General features: G+C 54.1%; 15 protein-coding genes. 1 reads left to right on the forward strand and 14 read right to left on the reverse strand.

All coding sequences use genetic code 11. The features are described from left to right. Window positions 1-2: 2 nt before the first annotated feature. The 13 genes from def to D3P07_RS00195 form a co-directional block, all read right to left on the reverse strand. Window positions 3-488: a peptide deformylase gene (gene def, locus D3P07_RS00135; RefSeq protein WP_119798081.1), complete on the reverse strand. Its 486-nt coding sequence runs from the start codon at window positions 486-488 to the stop codon at window positions 3-5. 36 nt (window positions 489-524) lie between these two features. Continuing rightward, window positions 525-3011, reverse strand: a complete 2487-nt coding sequence (gene priA / locus D3P07_RS00140; protein ID WP_119798082.1) for a primosomal protein N' — start codon at window positions 3009-3011, stop codon at window positions 525-527. Continuing rightward, window positions 3008-4222: a bifunctional phosphopantothenoylcysteine decarboxylase/phosphopantothenate--cysteine ligase CoaBC gene (coaBC, locus tag D3P07_RS00145; RefSeq protein WP_119798083.1), complete on the reverse strand. Its 1215-nt coding sequence runs from the start codon at window positions 4220-4222 to the stop codon at window positions 3008-3010. Before coaBC ends, priA begins: the two co-directional genes overlap by 4 nt. A 51-nt stretch (window positions 4223-4273) precedes the next feature. Next, the gene (locus D3P07_RS00150; RefSeq protein WP_119798084.1) at window positions 4274-4798 is read right to left on the reverse strand and encodes a YfiT family bacillithiol transferase; all 525 of its coding nucleotides are present in this window, start codon (window positions 4796-4798) and stop codon (window positions 4274-4276) included. Between the two features lie 313 nt (window positions 4799-5111). Beyond that, complete coding sequence (locus D3P07_RS00155; protein WP_119798085.1) at window positions 5112-5297, reverse strand: hypothetical protein; 186 nt, start codon at window positions 5295-5297, stop codon at window positions 5112-5114. A gap of 152 nt (window positions 5298-5449) precedes the next feature. Further along, window positions 5450-5887 carry a DUF6157 family protein gene (locus D3P07_RS00160; protein WP_119798086.1) on the reverse strand — a complete coding sequence of 146 codons (438 nt, stop codon included), beginning with the start codon at window positions 5885-5887 and terminating at the stop codon, window positions 5450-5452. 47 nt (window positions 5888-5934) lie between these two features. Then, the gene (locus tag D3P07_RS00165; RefSeq protein ID WP_147384455.1) at window positions 5935-6120 is read right to left on the reverse strand and encodes a hypothetical protein; all 186 of its coding nucleotides are present in this window, start codon (window positions 6118-6120) and stop codon (window positions 5935-5937) included. Window positions 6121-6249: 129 nt separating this feature from the next. Then, complete coding sequence (gene rpoZ, locus D3P07_RS00170) at window positions 6250-6459, reverse strand: DNA-directed RNA polymerase subunit omega (RefSeq protein ID WP_119798088.1); 210 nt, start codon at window positions 6457-6459, stop codon at window positions 6250-6252. 16 nt (window positions 6460-6475) lie between these two features. Beyond that, window positions 6476-7087, reverse strand: coding sequence for a guanylate kinase (gene gmk, locus D3P07_RS00175; protein WP_397334497.1), 612 nt, complete (start codon window positions 7085-7087; stop codon window positions 6476-6478). A gap of 19 nt (window positions 7088-7106) precedes the next feature. Continuing rightward, on the reverse strand, window positions 7107-7367 hold the full coding sequence (gene remA / locus D3P07_RS00180) for an extracellular matrix/biofilm regulator RemA (RefSeq protein ID WP_005548256.1): 261 nt from the start codon (window positions 7365-7367) through the stop codon (window positions 7107-7109). A gap of 212 nt (window positions 7368-7579) precedes the next feature. Beyond that, on the reverse strand, window positions 7580-9460 hold the full coding sequence (locus D3P07_RS00185) for a bifunctional homocysteine S-methyltransferase/methylenetetrahydrofolate reductase (protein WP_119798914.1): 1881 nt from the start codon (window positions 9458-9460) through the stop codon (window positions 7580-7582). A 9-nt stretch (window positions 9461-9469) separates the two neighbouring features. Continuing rightward, window positions 9470-10300 carry a diaminopimelate epimerase gene (dapF, locus tag D3P07_RS00190; protein ID WP_119798090.1) on the reverse strand — a complete coding sequence of 277 codons (831 nt, stop codon included), beginning with the start codon at window positions 10298-10300 and terminating at the stop codon, window positions 9470-9472. 117 nt (window positions 10301-10417) lie between these two features. After that, window positions 10418-13201, reverse strand: coding sequence for a calcium-translocating P-type ATPase, SERCA-type (locus tag D3P07_RS00195; protein ID WP_119798091.1), 2784 nt, complete (start codon window positions 13199-13201; stop codon window positions 10418-10420). 155 nt (window positions 13202-13356) lie between these two features. Between D3P07_RS00195 and D3P07_RS00200 the strand changes: the two genes are divergently transcribed. Further along, window positions 13357-15108 (forward strand): Rqc2 family fibronectin-binding protein, encoded by a 1752-nt coding sequence (locus D3P07_RS00200; protein WP_119798092.1) that lies wholly within the window; start codon window positions 13357-13359, stop codon window positions 15106-15108. A gap of 106 nt (window positions 15109-15214) precedes the next feature. Here D3P07_RS00200 and D3P07_RS00205 read toward each other — a convergent pair whose 3' ends face one another. Further along, window positions 15215-15538: a DeoR family transcriptional regulator gene (locus D3P07_RS00205; protein ID WP_119798093.1), complete on the reverse strand. Its 324-nt coding sequence runs from the start codon at window positions 15536-15538 to the stop codon at window positions 15215-15217. Between the last annotated feature and the right edge of the window lie 56 nt (window positions 15539-15594).

Raw genomic sequence — 15594 nt, forward strand, 5'->3', positions numbered from 1 at the left:
AATTACTCGCCGCCTTTTCTCGGTAGGTCCGAAATATCGTAGACGCTCTCGGCCAAATCCGTGAACAGGATGCCGTTCAGGTGGTCAATCTCATGCTGGAACGCGCGCGCGAAGTATCCGCTCGCATTGACGGTGAACTTCTCGCCGCTGCCGTTCTGCCCTTCCACCACGATACGGTCCGCCCGGCGCACTTCGCCGTTCAGGTTCGGAATGCTCAGGCAGCCTTCCGGACCCAGCTGCTCGCCTTCTTGCTCGACGATAACCGGATTGACCATCTCGACCAGTCCGTTCTCGTCTCCTACATCCACGACGATGACTCGCTTGGAGATGCCAATCTGCGGCGCCGCAAGACCGACGCCTTGTGCGTCGTACATCGTCTCCGCCATATCCTTCAACAGCTTCTTCAGATTGTCATTGAACTTCGTAACCTCCTTGGCCACTTCGCGCAATACCGGATCCGGTTCCTTCACGATCAAACGAATACTCATGTTGTTCCCTTCCTTTACTCAATATCTATCGATTTTTTATAAAATGACCTGGGGATCTACATCGACGCTGAACGTCACGTTCTTCTGCGGCGATCCTTCCGTAAACGGCTGGAGTGCGCGGCGGACGAGCGCGGATACGTCGATGCTTCCACGATATTTTATCACACATTGAAAGCGGTAGCGATCTTTCATTCTCGCAATCGGAGAAGCGACAGGGCCCAGCACTTCGAGCGCCCTCGGAAGCCCGCTGCCAAGCGGAGCAAGCAAGCCCTCATGCTCGGCCAGCTCCTTCAGCTCGGCTGCAAACCGGCTGCTTACCGATACCAGCAGCGGGAGCTGTTCATGCGACATCGTCACCAGCACCAGCCGGCAGTACGGCGGATACCCCATTACCGACCGGTGCCGCAGCTCCTCGCCGATGAAGGCGGCATAGTCATGCTGCTGCGCAGTCATAATCGCATAATGCTCAGGCGTATAGGTCTGAATGACCACCTCGCCCTCCAGCTCATGCCTGCCCGCCCTTCCGGCAACCTGTGTCAGCAGCTGGAACGTCTTCTCCGCTGCGCGGAAATCGGGAAGATGAAGCGACGTATCCGCCGCAATAACGCCTACTAACGTAACATATGGGAAATCAAGCCCTTTGGCTACCATTTGCGTGCCGAGCAGCACATCAGCTTGCCGCTCTCCGAACCGCTTCAGCAATTTCTCATGCGCATGCTTCTCTGTCGTCGTATCCACATCCATCCGGATAACCCGGATACCGGGGAACAGCTTGGCCAGCTCTTCCTCTACCCGCTGAGTGCCCGTACCGAAGTAACGAATATGCTCACTGCTGCAGGCAGGGCATTCCTTAGGCGCCTGCTCCGCATGCCCGCAGTAATGGCAGCGCAGCACCCTCGTTTTCTGATGATAGGTAAGCGAGATGTCACAGTGAGGGCAGGACGCCGTATGACCGCATGAGCGGCACATCACGAACGTCGAATAGCCTCTGCGGTTAAGCAGCAGCACCGACTGCTCGCCGCGCTCCAGCCTATCCTGAAGCTTGGCATGCAGCTTGCGGCTGAACATGGAGCGGTTCCCGCCGCGAAGCTCCTCGCGCATGTCGACGACCTCGACCTCAGGCATTGGACGCCCTCCGACCCGCTCCGGCATTGGCAAGAGCGCCGATGAACCGCTTCCCGCCTGACTTACGGGCCTGCTTGCTGCCGCGAATGACTCCATAGAAGGCGTAGCCGAACCCAGAATAACGGTCGCACCGTGCTGCTTCGCTCTCCTTACGGCCACATCGCGCGCGTGGTATTTGGGGCTTTCCTCCTGCTTATAGGATGACTCATGCTCTTCATCAATAATAATGAGGCCAATACGGTCGAACGGGGCAAATATCGCCGATCTTGCGCCGATAGCCACTTCTGCCCGCTTGCTTCGAATTTTGCGCCACTCGTCGAACCGCTCGCCGCTAGACAAGCGGCTATGCAATACGGCGACGGCATCGCCGAAGCGTCCCTTGAAACGCTCCACCATCTGGGGTGTCAGCGAGATTTCCGGCACTAGCACAATCGCTTGCCGCCCCTGCTCCAGACAATATTGGATCGATTGCAGATAGACCTCGGTCTTGCCGCTTCCCGTTACGCCATGCAGCAGCATCGTTCGGCCTTCACCTTCATCCAGCGCGCCTATGACGCGGGTGAACACGGCTTGCTGCCCATCAGTAAGCGGCAGCGGCTTTGTGCGGTTGAAGTTCCGATCCGCGTACGGGTCTCGGCCGCTCTCCACCTCGCGTAGCTCAAGCAACTCTTTCTCGACCAGCGCCTTAATGCTTGCCGCCGACGCGCCGGACGCTTGAACCATATCCTGCAGCGGCATCGCCTCGCCATGCTCATACATGAAGGCTAACGCCTCGCGCTGCTTGGCCGCGCGTGCAGGAACCAACTCTAGCGCCTTCTCCAAGCCGTGTCTGGATTCCGGCAGGAACACCGTCAGCACCTTTTTGACTGAGAGCCTGTCTTTAATAGAAGATTGCTGGAGCAGCGTCCCGTCGCTGAGCGCTTGCTTCACAGAAGCCGTATGCTCCGGGAAACGAGCAAGAAGAGCGTCCAGCTTCACGAGGCCGTCGCTCTTTCCGATCCATTCTACAAGCTCATCGGGCAGCATGCCGGCATCTGACGGCTCCGCCAAACCGATCTTCTTCTCTTCCTTGCCTTTCAATGCGGCCGGAATCATCGCTTGCAGCGCTTGTGTCCACGAGCAGCAATATTTGTCGCTCATCCACCGGGATAGCTCAATCATGTCCGGCAGCAGAGGCGGAACGGCATCCAGCAGCTCTGCGAGCGGCTTCAAGCGAGACCAATCTACCGAAGCAGATTCCGCTATGTCTATGACAAATCCTTGCAGCACACGTCCGCCGAAGGGAACCCCTACTCGGCTGCCCACTTCGATCCATGGCTGCATCTCCATAGGCACCTCATAATCAAACGGCCGATCCGTCTGGCGGCTCGGCACGTCAACAATGACTTTGGCGATCATAACCGGCTTCCACCGCCTGCAACGATCCGTTCACTGATCAGCTCCAATAGCCTGACCGCTGTCGCCCGCTTGGACATAAGAGGCAAAGACTCAACCAGCCCCTCCGGTCCGTATACTTCAACTGCGTTCGTGTCGCCGTTAAAGCCGACGCCTTCCCGGCTGACATCGTTCGCTATAATCAAATCGCAATGCTTCCTGCGCAGCTTATCCATGGCGTATTGTTCCAGATTCTCTGTCTCCGCGGCAAAGCCAACCAGAAACTGATGCGTTTTTTGCTCGCCGATCGTCGCCAGAATATCGGTTGTGCGCTCTAGCTCGAGCACCAGCCGCTCTCCCGTTTTCTTCAGCTTCTGCTCATGAACCAAGACGGGTCTGTAGTCCGCAACAGCTGCCGCCTTCACTACGATATCCGCCTCTTGGAATTGTGCCGTAACTGCTTCTAGCATTTGCGCTGCAGATTGCGTCCGCACCACCTTAACGCCCTGTGGCGGCTGCTCTGTCGTACGACCGGCGATTAGCGTCACGTCAGCGCCCATCAATCGGGCGGCTTCGGCAATCGCGAAGCCCATCTTGCCCGAGGAATCGTTCGTCAAGTAACGAACGGGATCCAGCCGCTCCATTGTGCCTCCTGCCGTCACGACCACTTTTTTCCCTTTCAGCTTTTGGTTCTGCGAGAACCAAGCGCCGACAGCCGTCACGATATCTTCCGGTTCGGCTAATCTTCCCTTTGCTACATATCCACAAGCCAGCTGGCCTGTTCCAGGCTCCACAAACATGACGCCGCGCGCAGCCAGCCGCTCCATGTTGTCTACGACTGCAGGATGCTCATACATATGCACGTTCATAGCTGGTGCAACCAGGATCGGACAAGTCGCCGCAAGCAGCGTTGTGCCCAGCATATCGTCCGCATGTCCGTTAGCAAGCTTCGCCATGAAATTCGCTGTGGCAGGCGCAATCACGATCAGATCCGCATGATCAGCCAAATGTATATGCGTGACAACCTCCGGATTGCGCTCGTCGAATGTATCGATATGAACCGGATTGCGCGACAAGGTTTGCAGCGTCAGCGGCGTAACAAACTCAGCAGCGGACTTCGTCATAATAACATGCACACTCGCCCCGGCCTGAACCAGCTTGCTGCATAGCGCGGCGCCTTTATAGGCGGCGATGCCTCCGGTAATGCCTAATATAATTCGTTTTCCTGCTATCATGCTGCCAACTCCTATTCATCAAACATCCGCCTTCTGCAAGGCGGATAGCGCTTACCATTCCATTCGTTCTCTTAAGCTCATAATATGAGCGACATGATGGCTGCCGTGCCAAGCCATATAGGCAAGCAAGAAGGATAATTTCATCTGGCTGCCCTTCTCGGGATGATAAAATTGCTTCTCAAAATCAGCTCGCTCCAACGATCGCAGCAACTGCGAGGTTCTCGTATGCAGCCCGTCAATAATAAGCAAGCTTGAATCCGGTGCTGCACGCAGGGAATCCGCCGTATTCACCCATCGATCCTCATCAAACGGCTTAATCGTCGGATTGGATTCCGTCAATGCGAGCTTGAACCTGGAGAACATGTTCATGCTGGCATCCGCAAGATGATGCACAACTTGCCGGACTGTCCAGCCTCCTGTGCGGTAATGCGTATCGAGCTGCTCATCGTCCAACCCTTCGATTGCTGCTCTCAGCTCGCCGGGCAGCTTCTCCACCTCGCTAATCCACTTCTCCATCTGTACCGCCGACATGCCCTCGAACAAAAATTTGCCATTGGGATAACGCAATTGCTCCATGATAAACTCCTCCTAAACGTTTTGTGAAACAAAACTGACTTCGCAAGTCCAAACTTTACGTTTTGCGGGACAAAACAGATTAAATAAGCTTAGGACCAAACGTTTTGTGAAACAAAACTGGCATCATCATCTGCTGCTTCTGTTAGGTGTAATATAACGGATGCACTTGTATGGGACTAGATGTTTTGCGTTGCATTATGCGATTATTCAGATCGGCCGAGCAACAGCGCAAGAGCTGCATTCTCCCCTTATCATATCATAATGCGTGCCAAAAACTAGACACTGCGCATCGGCAACCGGCAATCACTTTTTGCTATTGGATCATGTATTGAATGACCCCGATAGATAAAAAAACAACAACTAAGACAATAACAAAAGCTATGAAGAAATTCAGGACAGAAGAACGTCCCCTGTTCATATTCTTCAAGGATTGAACTTGCTTCTCCAGAGTATGGATCTGCTGCTTCAGCTCCTGGATATCGCGTTTCTCGTCAGACATTGGACCGCCGCCTCCCTGACAGAAATAATATGATCCGTCTATTCCGTTATTTCATAGGTACGTACGTTCCGTCCGTAATCTCACAGCGCTATTCGTCTATTACTCTAGCCTAGATGATTAGAATCTTTACACCGCGATTGCATTTTATAAACCTACTGCGTCTTTCTGCTGCTTCTGACAGCAGTCTGAAGCTCCATATTGTCATTGTTCTTAGCCGCGTCCAGCAACTCCTGGTAGGCTTCCGTCTCCATCCCGTAGATCGCAATCCTGCCTTCATCATTGTAATGGACGCCCCAGCCGTACTTCTTCGGCAGCTGGGAAGCTCTCATGCAAGGATGGCTCTTCGCCAGCAGCTCATCCCGCAAGCGGGAGCGTTCAGCCTCAGGCATATCCGGATCAAAGCCCTTATGCTTGAGATACACCTCGAACAACTGCTCCTCGAAAGTAAATTGATAGGGCTGAGCGGACAATAACTCATACTGAATCACATGCGCCGGCTTGCTCTCCCGCTTCGATACCGGCACAACTCCCGTCTCAACCGGACAGTCCGGCGCAACGGCCACAAACATATTAGTCCAATGTCTAATCATCGCTATTAACTCCTATCGAACAAATTCCGCACCTGGCGTTTCGTTTCCTACACTCGTTTATCCATAATATGTTTTTTATCCTCTTGAACCTCTTTCCGAAGTTCCTTGATCTCTGCGATCAGAATATCCATTTTCTGCGACACATTAGAATTGTCGATTGCACTGCGAATCACCAAACTCAAAATCAGTAAAAACAAAACAGATAAAATAACTACGAATATGATTCCTCCCACGCCCGATCCCCCCAACATGTTATTCATCTCTCACAGTACTTATCCCCATACCTATATGACTGTCCAGACAAAAAAAGAGGTGTATCCCTGTCTCCAGTTCACACCTCATGCTTTGATCAATCTGCCGTGCTATTCGTCTTTCGCTCCAAGCGATTCCACTTGAATCACGTCGCCGTAAATTTCTTCAAGGGCTACGCCGACATACTTATGCGAGCGGGGATTCACCAGTTCGGACTTCTCTCCGTTGCGCAGCATACGCGCCCTTCTGGAAGCGGCTACGACAAGCGTGTATTTGCTGTCTACCTTCTTCACCATTTCGTCAATGGATGGATACAACATTAGACATTCTCCTCACTCAGGCTTTCTCAATTGTGGTCTTCATTCCCATTACATAAGGCATGAAGTGTTCCCTGCGGCAATGCTCGGCAATCACAATACTGCGAATCCGATCGCAAGCCGCATCTATCTCATCATTAATAACGGCATAATCATAATGGCTAAGGAGATTCATTTCCTCGACGGCGACATTCATGCGGGTATCGATGATATCCTGCGTTTCCGTACCGCGTCCCGTAATCCGCTGCTTAAGCTCATCCAGCGACGGCGGCAGCAGAAAGATAAAGATCGCCTCCGGGAAGTTTTTCTTCACCTTGAGCGCGCCTTGCACTTCGATCTCGAGAATGACATCCTTGCCCCCCGCAAGCGTACGGTCGACAAAATCACGAGGAGTCCCGTAATAGTTGCCCACGTATTCTGCGTGTTCGAGCAGCGCGTCGCGCGCGATCATATCCTGGAACTGCTCTCTCGTTTTAAAAAAGTAATTAACGCCTTCAACCTCGCCCTGTCTCGGTTGCCTGGTTGTGGCCGATACGGAATACACAATCTCCGGCATTCTTGCGCGAAGCGCAGTGCATACGGTTCCTTTTCCCACTCCGGCAGGACCGGACAAAACAATTAACAATCCCATTTGTTCCATACTCCCCGTACTATTCGTCGTTATCGTCATCCTTGGTGGATAATCGATGGGCAACCGTCTCCGGTTGAACCGCAGATAAGATCACATGATCGCTGTCGGTAATGATAACCGCGCGAGTCCGGCGGCCGTATGTCGCGTCGATCAGCATGTGGCGATCCCGTGCTTCTTGAATGATGCGCTTGATCGGAGCCGATTCCGGGCTCACGATCGAGATAATGCGATTCGCAGATACAATATTCCCGAATCCGATATTAATGAGCTTAATAGCCAAGCCAGGTCCCCCTCCGCCTACGGTCCTTCTATGCGCAATGATAGGTGCCGATTCCCAAAAAACGACAGACCATTGCTCTATTGTTGACGAAAAAATGAATGAGCATACGTACTTCGACTGCCGTCCGCTCCAACTTATGCCTTATTCTAATTGATTTCTTCCCTTGGAACAAGCAAAAGTTAGGTGACATCCATATTTCGGATGATCAGAAGCTAGCGTTTTGTTTTTTCCCACACGTATTGAGTCAGCTGTACAGCCATGTCATAGAACATAAATGGCGTAATCAGATAGATTCCGTTAAAGTGCTGAAGCGCGCAATCCAGCAGCTCCTTCGCGATCTGTACGCCTTCCGCTCGGCCTGCTGGACCTTCCAATCCGGTCATGCGGGCACGGACGTCGTCCGACAGCTGAATGCCTGGAACCTCGTTATGCAGATATTCCGCGTTCCGTCCGTTCGCAAGCGGCATAATGCCGATGAAAACAGGGACGCTGAGATGCTTGGTCGATTCCGCAATTCGCTCGATCAGCCCTGTATCGTAAACTGGCTGCGTCATAATGTAATCCGCTCCGGAAGCGATCTTCCGCTCCAGCCGCTGAACTGCCTTGTCCAGATGTTTGACATTCGGGTTGAACGCTGCGCCTACGACAAACTTCGCTTTCTGCTTGAGCGGTTTGCCGGAGAAGGCTACGCCTTCGTTCAGTTGCTTGATCATCCGGATCATCTCGAAGGACGTTAGATCGTAGACCGAGCTCGAATCCGGCAAATCTCCGAATCTAGCAGGGTCGCCCGTTACGGCAAGAACGTGATCGATGCCAAGCGCGTCCAGCCCCATCATATGCGACTGCGTGCCAATCAGATTGCGATCGCGTGCAGCGATATGGACAAGCGGACGGATGTCTATCTTCTCTTGCAGCAGAGCGGCAAGCGCAATGTTGCTCATACGCGTAACGGCAAGCGAGTTGTCCGCCATCGTCACGGCGTCCGCCTTCGCATCTCTCAGCGCAGCAGCGCCCTCCATAAATTTGCGGATATCCAGATCGCGCGGCGGGTCAAGCTCAACGATCACCGTATGGCGCTCCTTCACCAAATCTACCAAAGAAGGCTGCTGGTGAATGTCCCCGTAGGACCCTTGCTCCGACTGCTTCGGCGCGCTCTCGCGCACTAGTGTCGCTTGGCGCTTGGCCGCGGCTGCCGCTCCCGGCTGAGGTACGTAATTTTCAAGAGAAGCTGCCATTGCAGCAACATGCTCCGGCGTCGTGCCGCAGCAGCCGCCGATAATGCGGGCGCCGCGATCCGCGAACTTGCGGGCGCATTCCGCGAAGTAATCCGGCCCGGCGGAATACGTATATTTGCCGTCTACATAATCCGGGATACCGGCATTCGGGTATACGGAGAACGGCAATGCTACTGACGCGTTGATAGAATCCATCGAACGCATAATGCCGTTAGGGCCGCTGCGGCAGTTGAAGCCGACTACATCGGCCCCCAGCGCCTGAAGCTGGCTGAATGCATCCGCCAGCGCAACGCCGTCCGCCGTACGTCCTGAATCTTCAACAGCGAATTGGCAAATGATCGGAATATCCGTAAGCTCGCGTGCGATCCGAACCGCCAGCTTCATCTCTTCCAGATCATAAAACGTCTCAAGCAACAGCCCGTCGACGCCTTCCTCGACCAATACCTTCATCTGCTTCTCGTAGGCGTCGATGACGCGCTTCGTCCGCAAGTTCTTCAGCTTGCCGTCACGGATCGAGCCCACAGAGCCCACTACATAGGCATCCGCGCCAACGGCTGAGCGGGCAATCCGCACGCCTGCGCGGTTAATGGCTTCCATCTCGCCCTCCAGCCCGTGCCTTGACAGCTTCTCCAGGTTGGCGGAGTATGTGTTCGTCTCGATCAGCCTTGCGCCCGCTTCATAATAATGACGGTGCACGCTCTCGATGACTTCAGGTTTGAGCGTATTGAATTCCTCATATGAAACGCCGACAGGGAACCCCATCTGATAGAGATAGGTTCCCATGGCTCCGTCGCCTACCAGGATGCGCTCTGCCAGCGCTTCCCTCAGATCCGGTCTTCTCAATTGTTCCACGCCCATAATCGTCACCTACAACCCGCCGCGGAATACTTCCGCAGCAGGCCCTGTCATATAGACGTGATTGTCTTCCTCATTCCATTCGATCAGCAAATCTCCGCCCTTCAGGGAGATCGTCGCTGTACGGTCTGTTGCTCCTGTAAGCACGGATGCGACAAGCGTCGCGCATGCTCCGGTGCCGCAAGCAAGCGTCGGTCCGGCACCGCGCTCCCATACCCGCATATCGGCTTGCGAACGCGAATTGACCGTTACGAATTCCACATTGATCTTGCGCGGGAACATGGGATGTGTCTCCAGCTTGGGACCCCATGTTTCCAGATCGAATCCGACTGCGTCATCCACATAGATCACGCAGTGCGGATTGCCCATCGATACAGCCGTGAAGGCAAACTCGCGGCCGTCCACTTCGATTGGATGCTCAATAACGCGTTCCGCATCTACGGTAGTCGGCACTTGCAGGCCGCCCAGAATCGGCTCGCCCATATCGACGCGCACCGTTTGCACTTTGCCGCCATCGATAGTCAGCTGTACCTTTTGCACGCCAGCTCCAAGCGTCTCGACCGTAATCTCTTCCTGATTAGTTAGGCCATTGTCATAGACGTATTTCGCCACGCAGCGAATCGCGTTGCCGCATTGCTCCGCTTCGGAACCGTCGGAATTGATAATCCGCATGCGGAAGTCCGCCTTCTCCGAAGGTAGAATATAGACAAGTCCGTCAGCGCCGATACCGAAGAAACGGTTGCAGAGCGATTCCGCAAGCTGCGCTGCGTTGTCCGGCAGCGCCTGCTCTCCCGATACGACGATAAAGTCATTGCCAAGACCGTGCATTTTCGTGAAGTTCATCTATCGATCTCTCCTTGTAGGCCAATGTATGCTAATCTATCATCATTCCTATTAGCATACCGTAAAGGAGAAAGAAACGCTATTCATAATTTGCATCAACATTTGTACTTTTCCGCGTTATCTGGCAGCCGTCTGAGGACCTAGCGGCCATTTGGAATTGGTTTTGGTTTTACCGGATTTGCCGAGCACGCTGCCAATGCCCATCACGAAGGTCGGAATTCCCGCCGCGACAAATACCAGACACCATTCGCGGAATCCGATCGGTACCGTCTTGAAGATCGGCTGCAGCGCTTCAATATATAGAACGCCGATCATAAGCAGCAGCGATGAAAGAACCGCCAGCACCAAATATTTGTTCTGGAACGGATTGCGATGGAAGATCGAGCGCGAGCTGCGGCAATCGAATACGTGGATAAGCTGCGCCATGACGAGTGTCGCAAACGCGACAGTCTGGGCCTTCATCAATCCGTCGGCCGTGCCAGCACCCTCTCGCAGCGTAATCCAGAAGGCGCCAAGCGTACAGATGCCGATCAGGACGCCCCTGCTAATAATTTTCCAACCCAGCCTGCGGGCAAAAATATTCTCTTTGGCAGAGCGCGGCTTCTGCTGCATCAGATCCTTCTCCGCCTGATCGACGCCCAGCGCCATCGCCGGCAGGCCGTCTGTGACCAAGTTCACCCACAAAATTTGAATCGGTACGAGCGGAAGCGGCAGCCCCGCCATCATGGCGAGGAACATGACCAATATCTCGCCAACGTTGGATGCAAGCAGATATCGAATGAACTTGCGAATGTTCTCATAGATGCCCCTGCCCTCTTCAATCGCCGCTACAATGGTTGAGAAGTTATCGTCGCTCAGAATAAGAGCGGAAGCCTCCTTCGATACGTCGGTTCCCGTAATGCCCATGGAGATGCCGATATCCGCGGCCTTGATCGCAGGCGCGTCGTTGACTCCGTCGCCCGTCATCGCCACCACATGCCCTTTGCGCTGCATCGCCTTGACGATACGAAGCTTGTGCTCCGGGGATACTCGGGCAAAGACATACGTATTGTCAACCAGCCGATCGAGCTGCTCGTCGTCCATCGCCTCCAGCTGTCTTCCGCTCATGGCAATGCCGCCGCGTGGCATGATGCCCAGTTGGCTGGCGATCGCTTCCGCCGTCAACTGGTGGTCTCCCGTAATCATGACCGTCTTGATGCCCGCTCTGCGGCAGGTCGCAATGGCATCCTTTACTTCGCGGCGCGGCGGATCGATCATGCCGGCCAGCCCTACGAAGATCAGATTGTTCTCCGCTTCCTCTTCTGTCTCGCATCTCTCCGTTGACCGCAAATCCCGATAAGCAAAGCCTAATACGCGAAGCGCGGACTGTGCCATCACTTCTCCCGCCTCCGCGCATTTTCGCTTCAGCGTATTGGTGAATGGAACAACCTTGCCGTCCCATAGGACATAAGCACATTGCTCCATTAGCATATCCGGCGCACCTTTTGTGCAGAGCAAGCGGCCGCCTTGATGGGAAAGCAGCACCGACATCCGCTTCCGCTCCGAATCAAACGGAAACTCCTTGACCCGCTGATAGAGCGCCTCCAGCGACTTGGCCGATGAGCCCAGCTTGGTTGCCAGCACCGCAAGCGCGCCTTCCGTCGGATCGCCTTTCAGCGTCCACTCCTGCTGCGGCTCCTTGCTTTTGCGGCGCTTCGGCTCCTCCGGCTCCGACCTGACCAGCAAAGCGTTATTGCAGAGCGCGCTAATTTGCAACAGCCGCTTGATCGACTGGTCGTTTTTCAAGTCAAGCGCCTTGCCGTCTTCATAGATAGCGCCCGTCGGATCGTAGCCCTCACCGCTAACCTCCAGCTTGCGGCCGCCGACCCAGACATGGGTGACCGTCATCTTATTCTGCGTCAGTGTTCCTGTTTTGTCCGAGCAGATGACGGAAGCGCAGCCGAGTGTCTCTACGGAAGGAAGCTTGCGGACGATAGCCTTGCGCTTGATCATCCGCTGGACGCCGAGCGCCAGCGCAATCGTCACGATCGCAGGCAAGCCTTCTGGTATAGCCGCCACCGCGAGGCTTACGCCAGCGAGGAACATGCCATATGCCGGCTGGCCATGCAGGATGCCAGCCACTACAACCATGACCGTCAAGCCGATCGCTACAACAATGAGCAGCTTGCCGAGCTGTTCCAGCCGATGCTGCAACGGCGTCTCCATCGACTCCGTCTCTTGAATCAGACCGGCAATCTTGCCCATCTCCGTCGCCATGCCCGTCCGGATGACGACCCCCCTTGCTGTCCCGCGCGTAACCATCGTTCCCATAAAGCCGATATTCCGCTGGTCGCCAAGCGGCAGCTCTTCATCCCCAATGACCGCGGCATGCTTCCCGACAGGAACGGATTCGCCCGTTAAGGCCGATTCCTCTATGTAGCAGCTGTTGGCCTCGATAAATCGGAGGTCGGCAGGCACGCGGTCCCCGCTTTCGAGATAAACGATATCCCCGTTCACCAGATCTTTGGCGGCGACGGTAACCAGCTCACCGCCCCGCATTACCTTGGCCGAAGGGGCCGATAGCTCCTTAAGCGCCCGGAGCGAACGCTCAGCCCGGAATTCCTGCATAAAGCCAAGGACTGCATTCAGCACGATAATAGCCACAATCGTAATCGCGTCCAGGTATTCGCCAAGCAATCCCGATATTAAGGTGGCGCCCATCAGAATGAGCACCATGAAATCTTTGAACTGATTCAGGAAAAGCACAATCGGCGAGATTCGCTCTCCTTCAGACAGCTCATTGTGTCCGTGCTTTTCGAGCCTCTCCGCAGCTGCGGACGGCTTAAGTCCGTTTTCTTGCGAACTGCCGAGCGTCTCAAGAAGCTCGCTTGTCCCCATCTGATGCCATTTCAATTGTTCCATCCCATGATTCCCTCCCGTTGGTTGCCGTTCCAGCGGACAGCCCATACTTACGCTAAATGTATTCGGACAGCCTATAAAATATCCCAGAGAGGCTTAAGTTTTTGTCCCGAATATGGCATGATAGAGTCATACTGCAAAAGAGAGGTACACTAATTATGGCATTAGACGGCATGGTCGTCGGAGCGGTCGCCGCAGAACTACAGCGCTGCGTCGGCGCGCGCATTCATAAAATCCATCAGCCAACCGAGCATGACCTCGTATTGGCTATACGCGGAGGCGGACTTAATTCGAAGCTTCTGCTGTCCGCGAACCCTACGTATCCAAGAACGCACTTTACCACGGCTACTTACGTCAATCCGCTGGAAGCACCGATGTTCTGCATGCTTATGCGCAAGCATTGTGAAGGCGGCGTTATTGAAGCTGTTCGCCAGATCGGGCGAGAGCGCATCATCCATATCGATGTCCGGCAACGGGACGAGCTTGGCGATCTGAATTTCAAAACCATTGTGATTGAGATCATGGGCCGTCACAGCAACATCATCCTGATCGATACGGCAACCGGCGCCATCCATGACGGCATTCACCATGTGACCCCTGCGATCAGCTCCTATCGGATCGTCATGCCGGGCGTAGCCTACACCTCGCCGCCAGATCAAGGCAAGAGCGATCCGCTAGCCGTCACAGGCGAGGATCAGTTCAGAGCAGTGCTGACCAAGCCTGTTGAAGAAGCGCCCATCCCGCTCCACCAGTCGCTCGTCGGTGCCTTCAGCGGACTCAGCCCGCTGCTGGCAAAGGAAATCGTCTATAGAGCCCAAGCAAGCACCGAAGAGGCTGCCGCGATTCCCGCGCTTTGGAGCAGCTTCGCTGCATTGATGAACGCCTTCCGCGAGAATAGATATGAGCCAGTTATCGTCACGAATACAGCCAGCGGCAAATCCAGCTTCTCTGTGACACAGCTTGATCATATCCATGGGACAAGCGTTTCCTTCGGCTCCATCAGCGAATGTCTGGAGGCCTTCTATGGCGATAAGGCCGAGCGCGATACCGTGAAGCAGCGTGCAGCAGACCTGATCCGCTTCGTCCAGAACGAAAAGAGCAAAAATACGACCAAAATCAAAAAGCTGGAAGAAGCCTTGGAGGAAGCGAAAGACGCCGAAAAGTACAGAGTGCTTGGCGAGCTTCTAACCGCTTATATGCATCAATTCAATCGCGGTGACGAATCCATCGAGCTGGTCAACTTTTATGATGAGGATCAGGCTACGGTCAAAATCGGGCTGGACCCACAGCTGACGCCATCGGAGAACGCCCAGCGCTACTTCCGGCGATATACGAAGTACCGCAACAGTCTGACGGTCGTAGCACAGCAGATGGAATTGGCGAAAGGCGAGATTGCTTACTTCGAGACGCTGATCCAGCAGTTGAATGACGCCGCGCTGGCCGACATTGAAGAGATTCGAGAAGAACTGGTTCAGCAAGGCTATCTCCGGGAACGCAAGACAAGGGGGCCGAAGCGCAAGAAAGCGCAGCACCCGTCCCTGCTCTGCTACACTTCCTCGGAGAACGTCCCGATCTACGTCGGGAAAAACAATATGCAAAACGAATATTTGACTAACCGGCTGGCTTCTCCAACGGATACATGGCTGCATACTAAGGATATACCGGGCTCCCATGTCGTCATCCGGGGAGGAGACTTCGGGGATGCTACGCTGGAGGAAGCGGCAATGCTTGCCGCTCATTACAGCCAAGCCAAGGATTCCAGCATGGTTCCGGTTGACTATACCTTCATCCGGCATGTTCGGAAGCCAAGCGGAGCGAAGCCAGGCTTTGTTATATATGACCATCAGAAGACGCTGTTCATCACGCCTGACACCAGTCGTCTCAAAGCTTTACCATTCGTAGTGAAATAAATGTTGGCCCCATAATGAACACCCCCTGGAATCATCATTGATCGGCTGACAAGCCTAATCCTTGAAGTTCCAGGGGGTGTATGATGTATGGTGAACTCAGTATTCCTTAAGAGATAGCGTACACTTTTACCAGGAAAGAAGCCTGAGCACCACTTGGATTGGCAATATAAAGCGATCTTGCCGAGATGACCTTGGATGTATTCCCGCTAATGACATCATCCAGTTCAGTGGGGTCCGTACCTGCTGATACATCCCGCATCACATCAAAGGTAATGTCATACTGATCTACTCCTCCGCCTTCCACTTCCCATTGTAATCGCTTTGTTCCGGGTGGAAGAACCTCCGTACTGAAATTTCCGCTGGAACGATGCTTTTGACCACTTAACGGCGCTTTCTCCGATCTGATACTTGTGACCAACTCTCGCGGCATGAATTTCCCTCCATTTTTTATATAAGTTTGTTACATTAACATCCATACTCATATAT

It is taken from the genome of Paenibacillus sp. 1011MAR3C5 (assembly GCF_003591485.1).
GTDB lineage: Bacteria > Bacillota > Bacilli > Paenibacillales > Paenibacillaceae > Pristimantibacillus.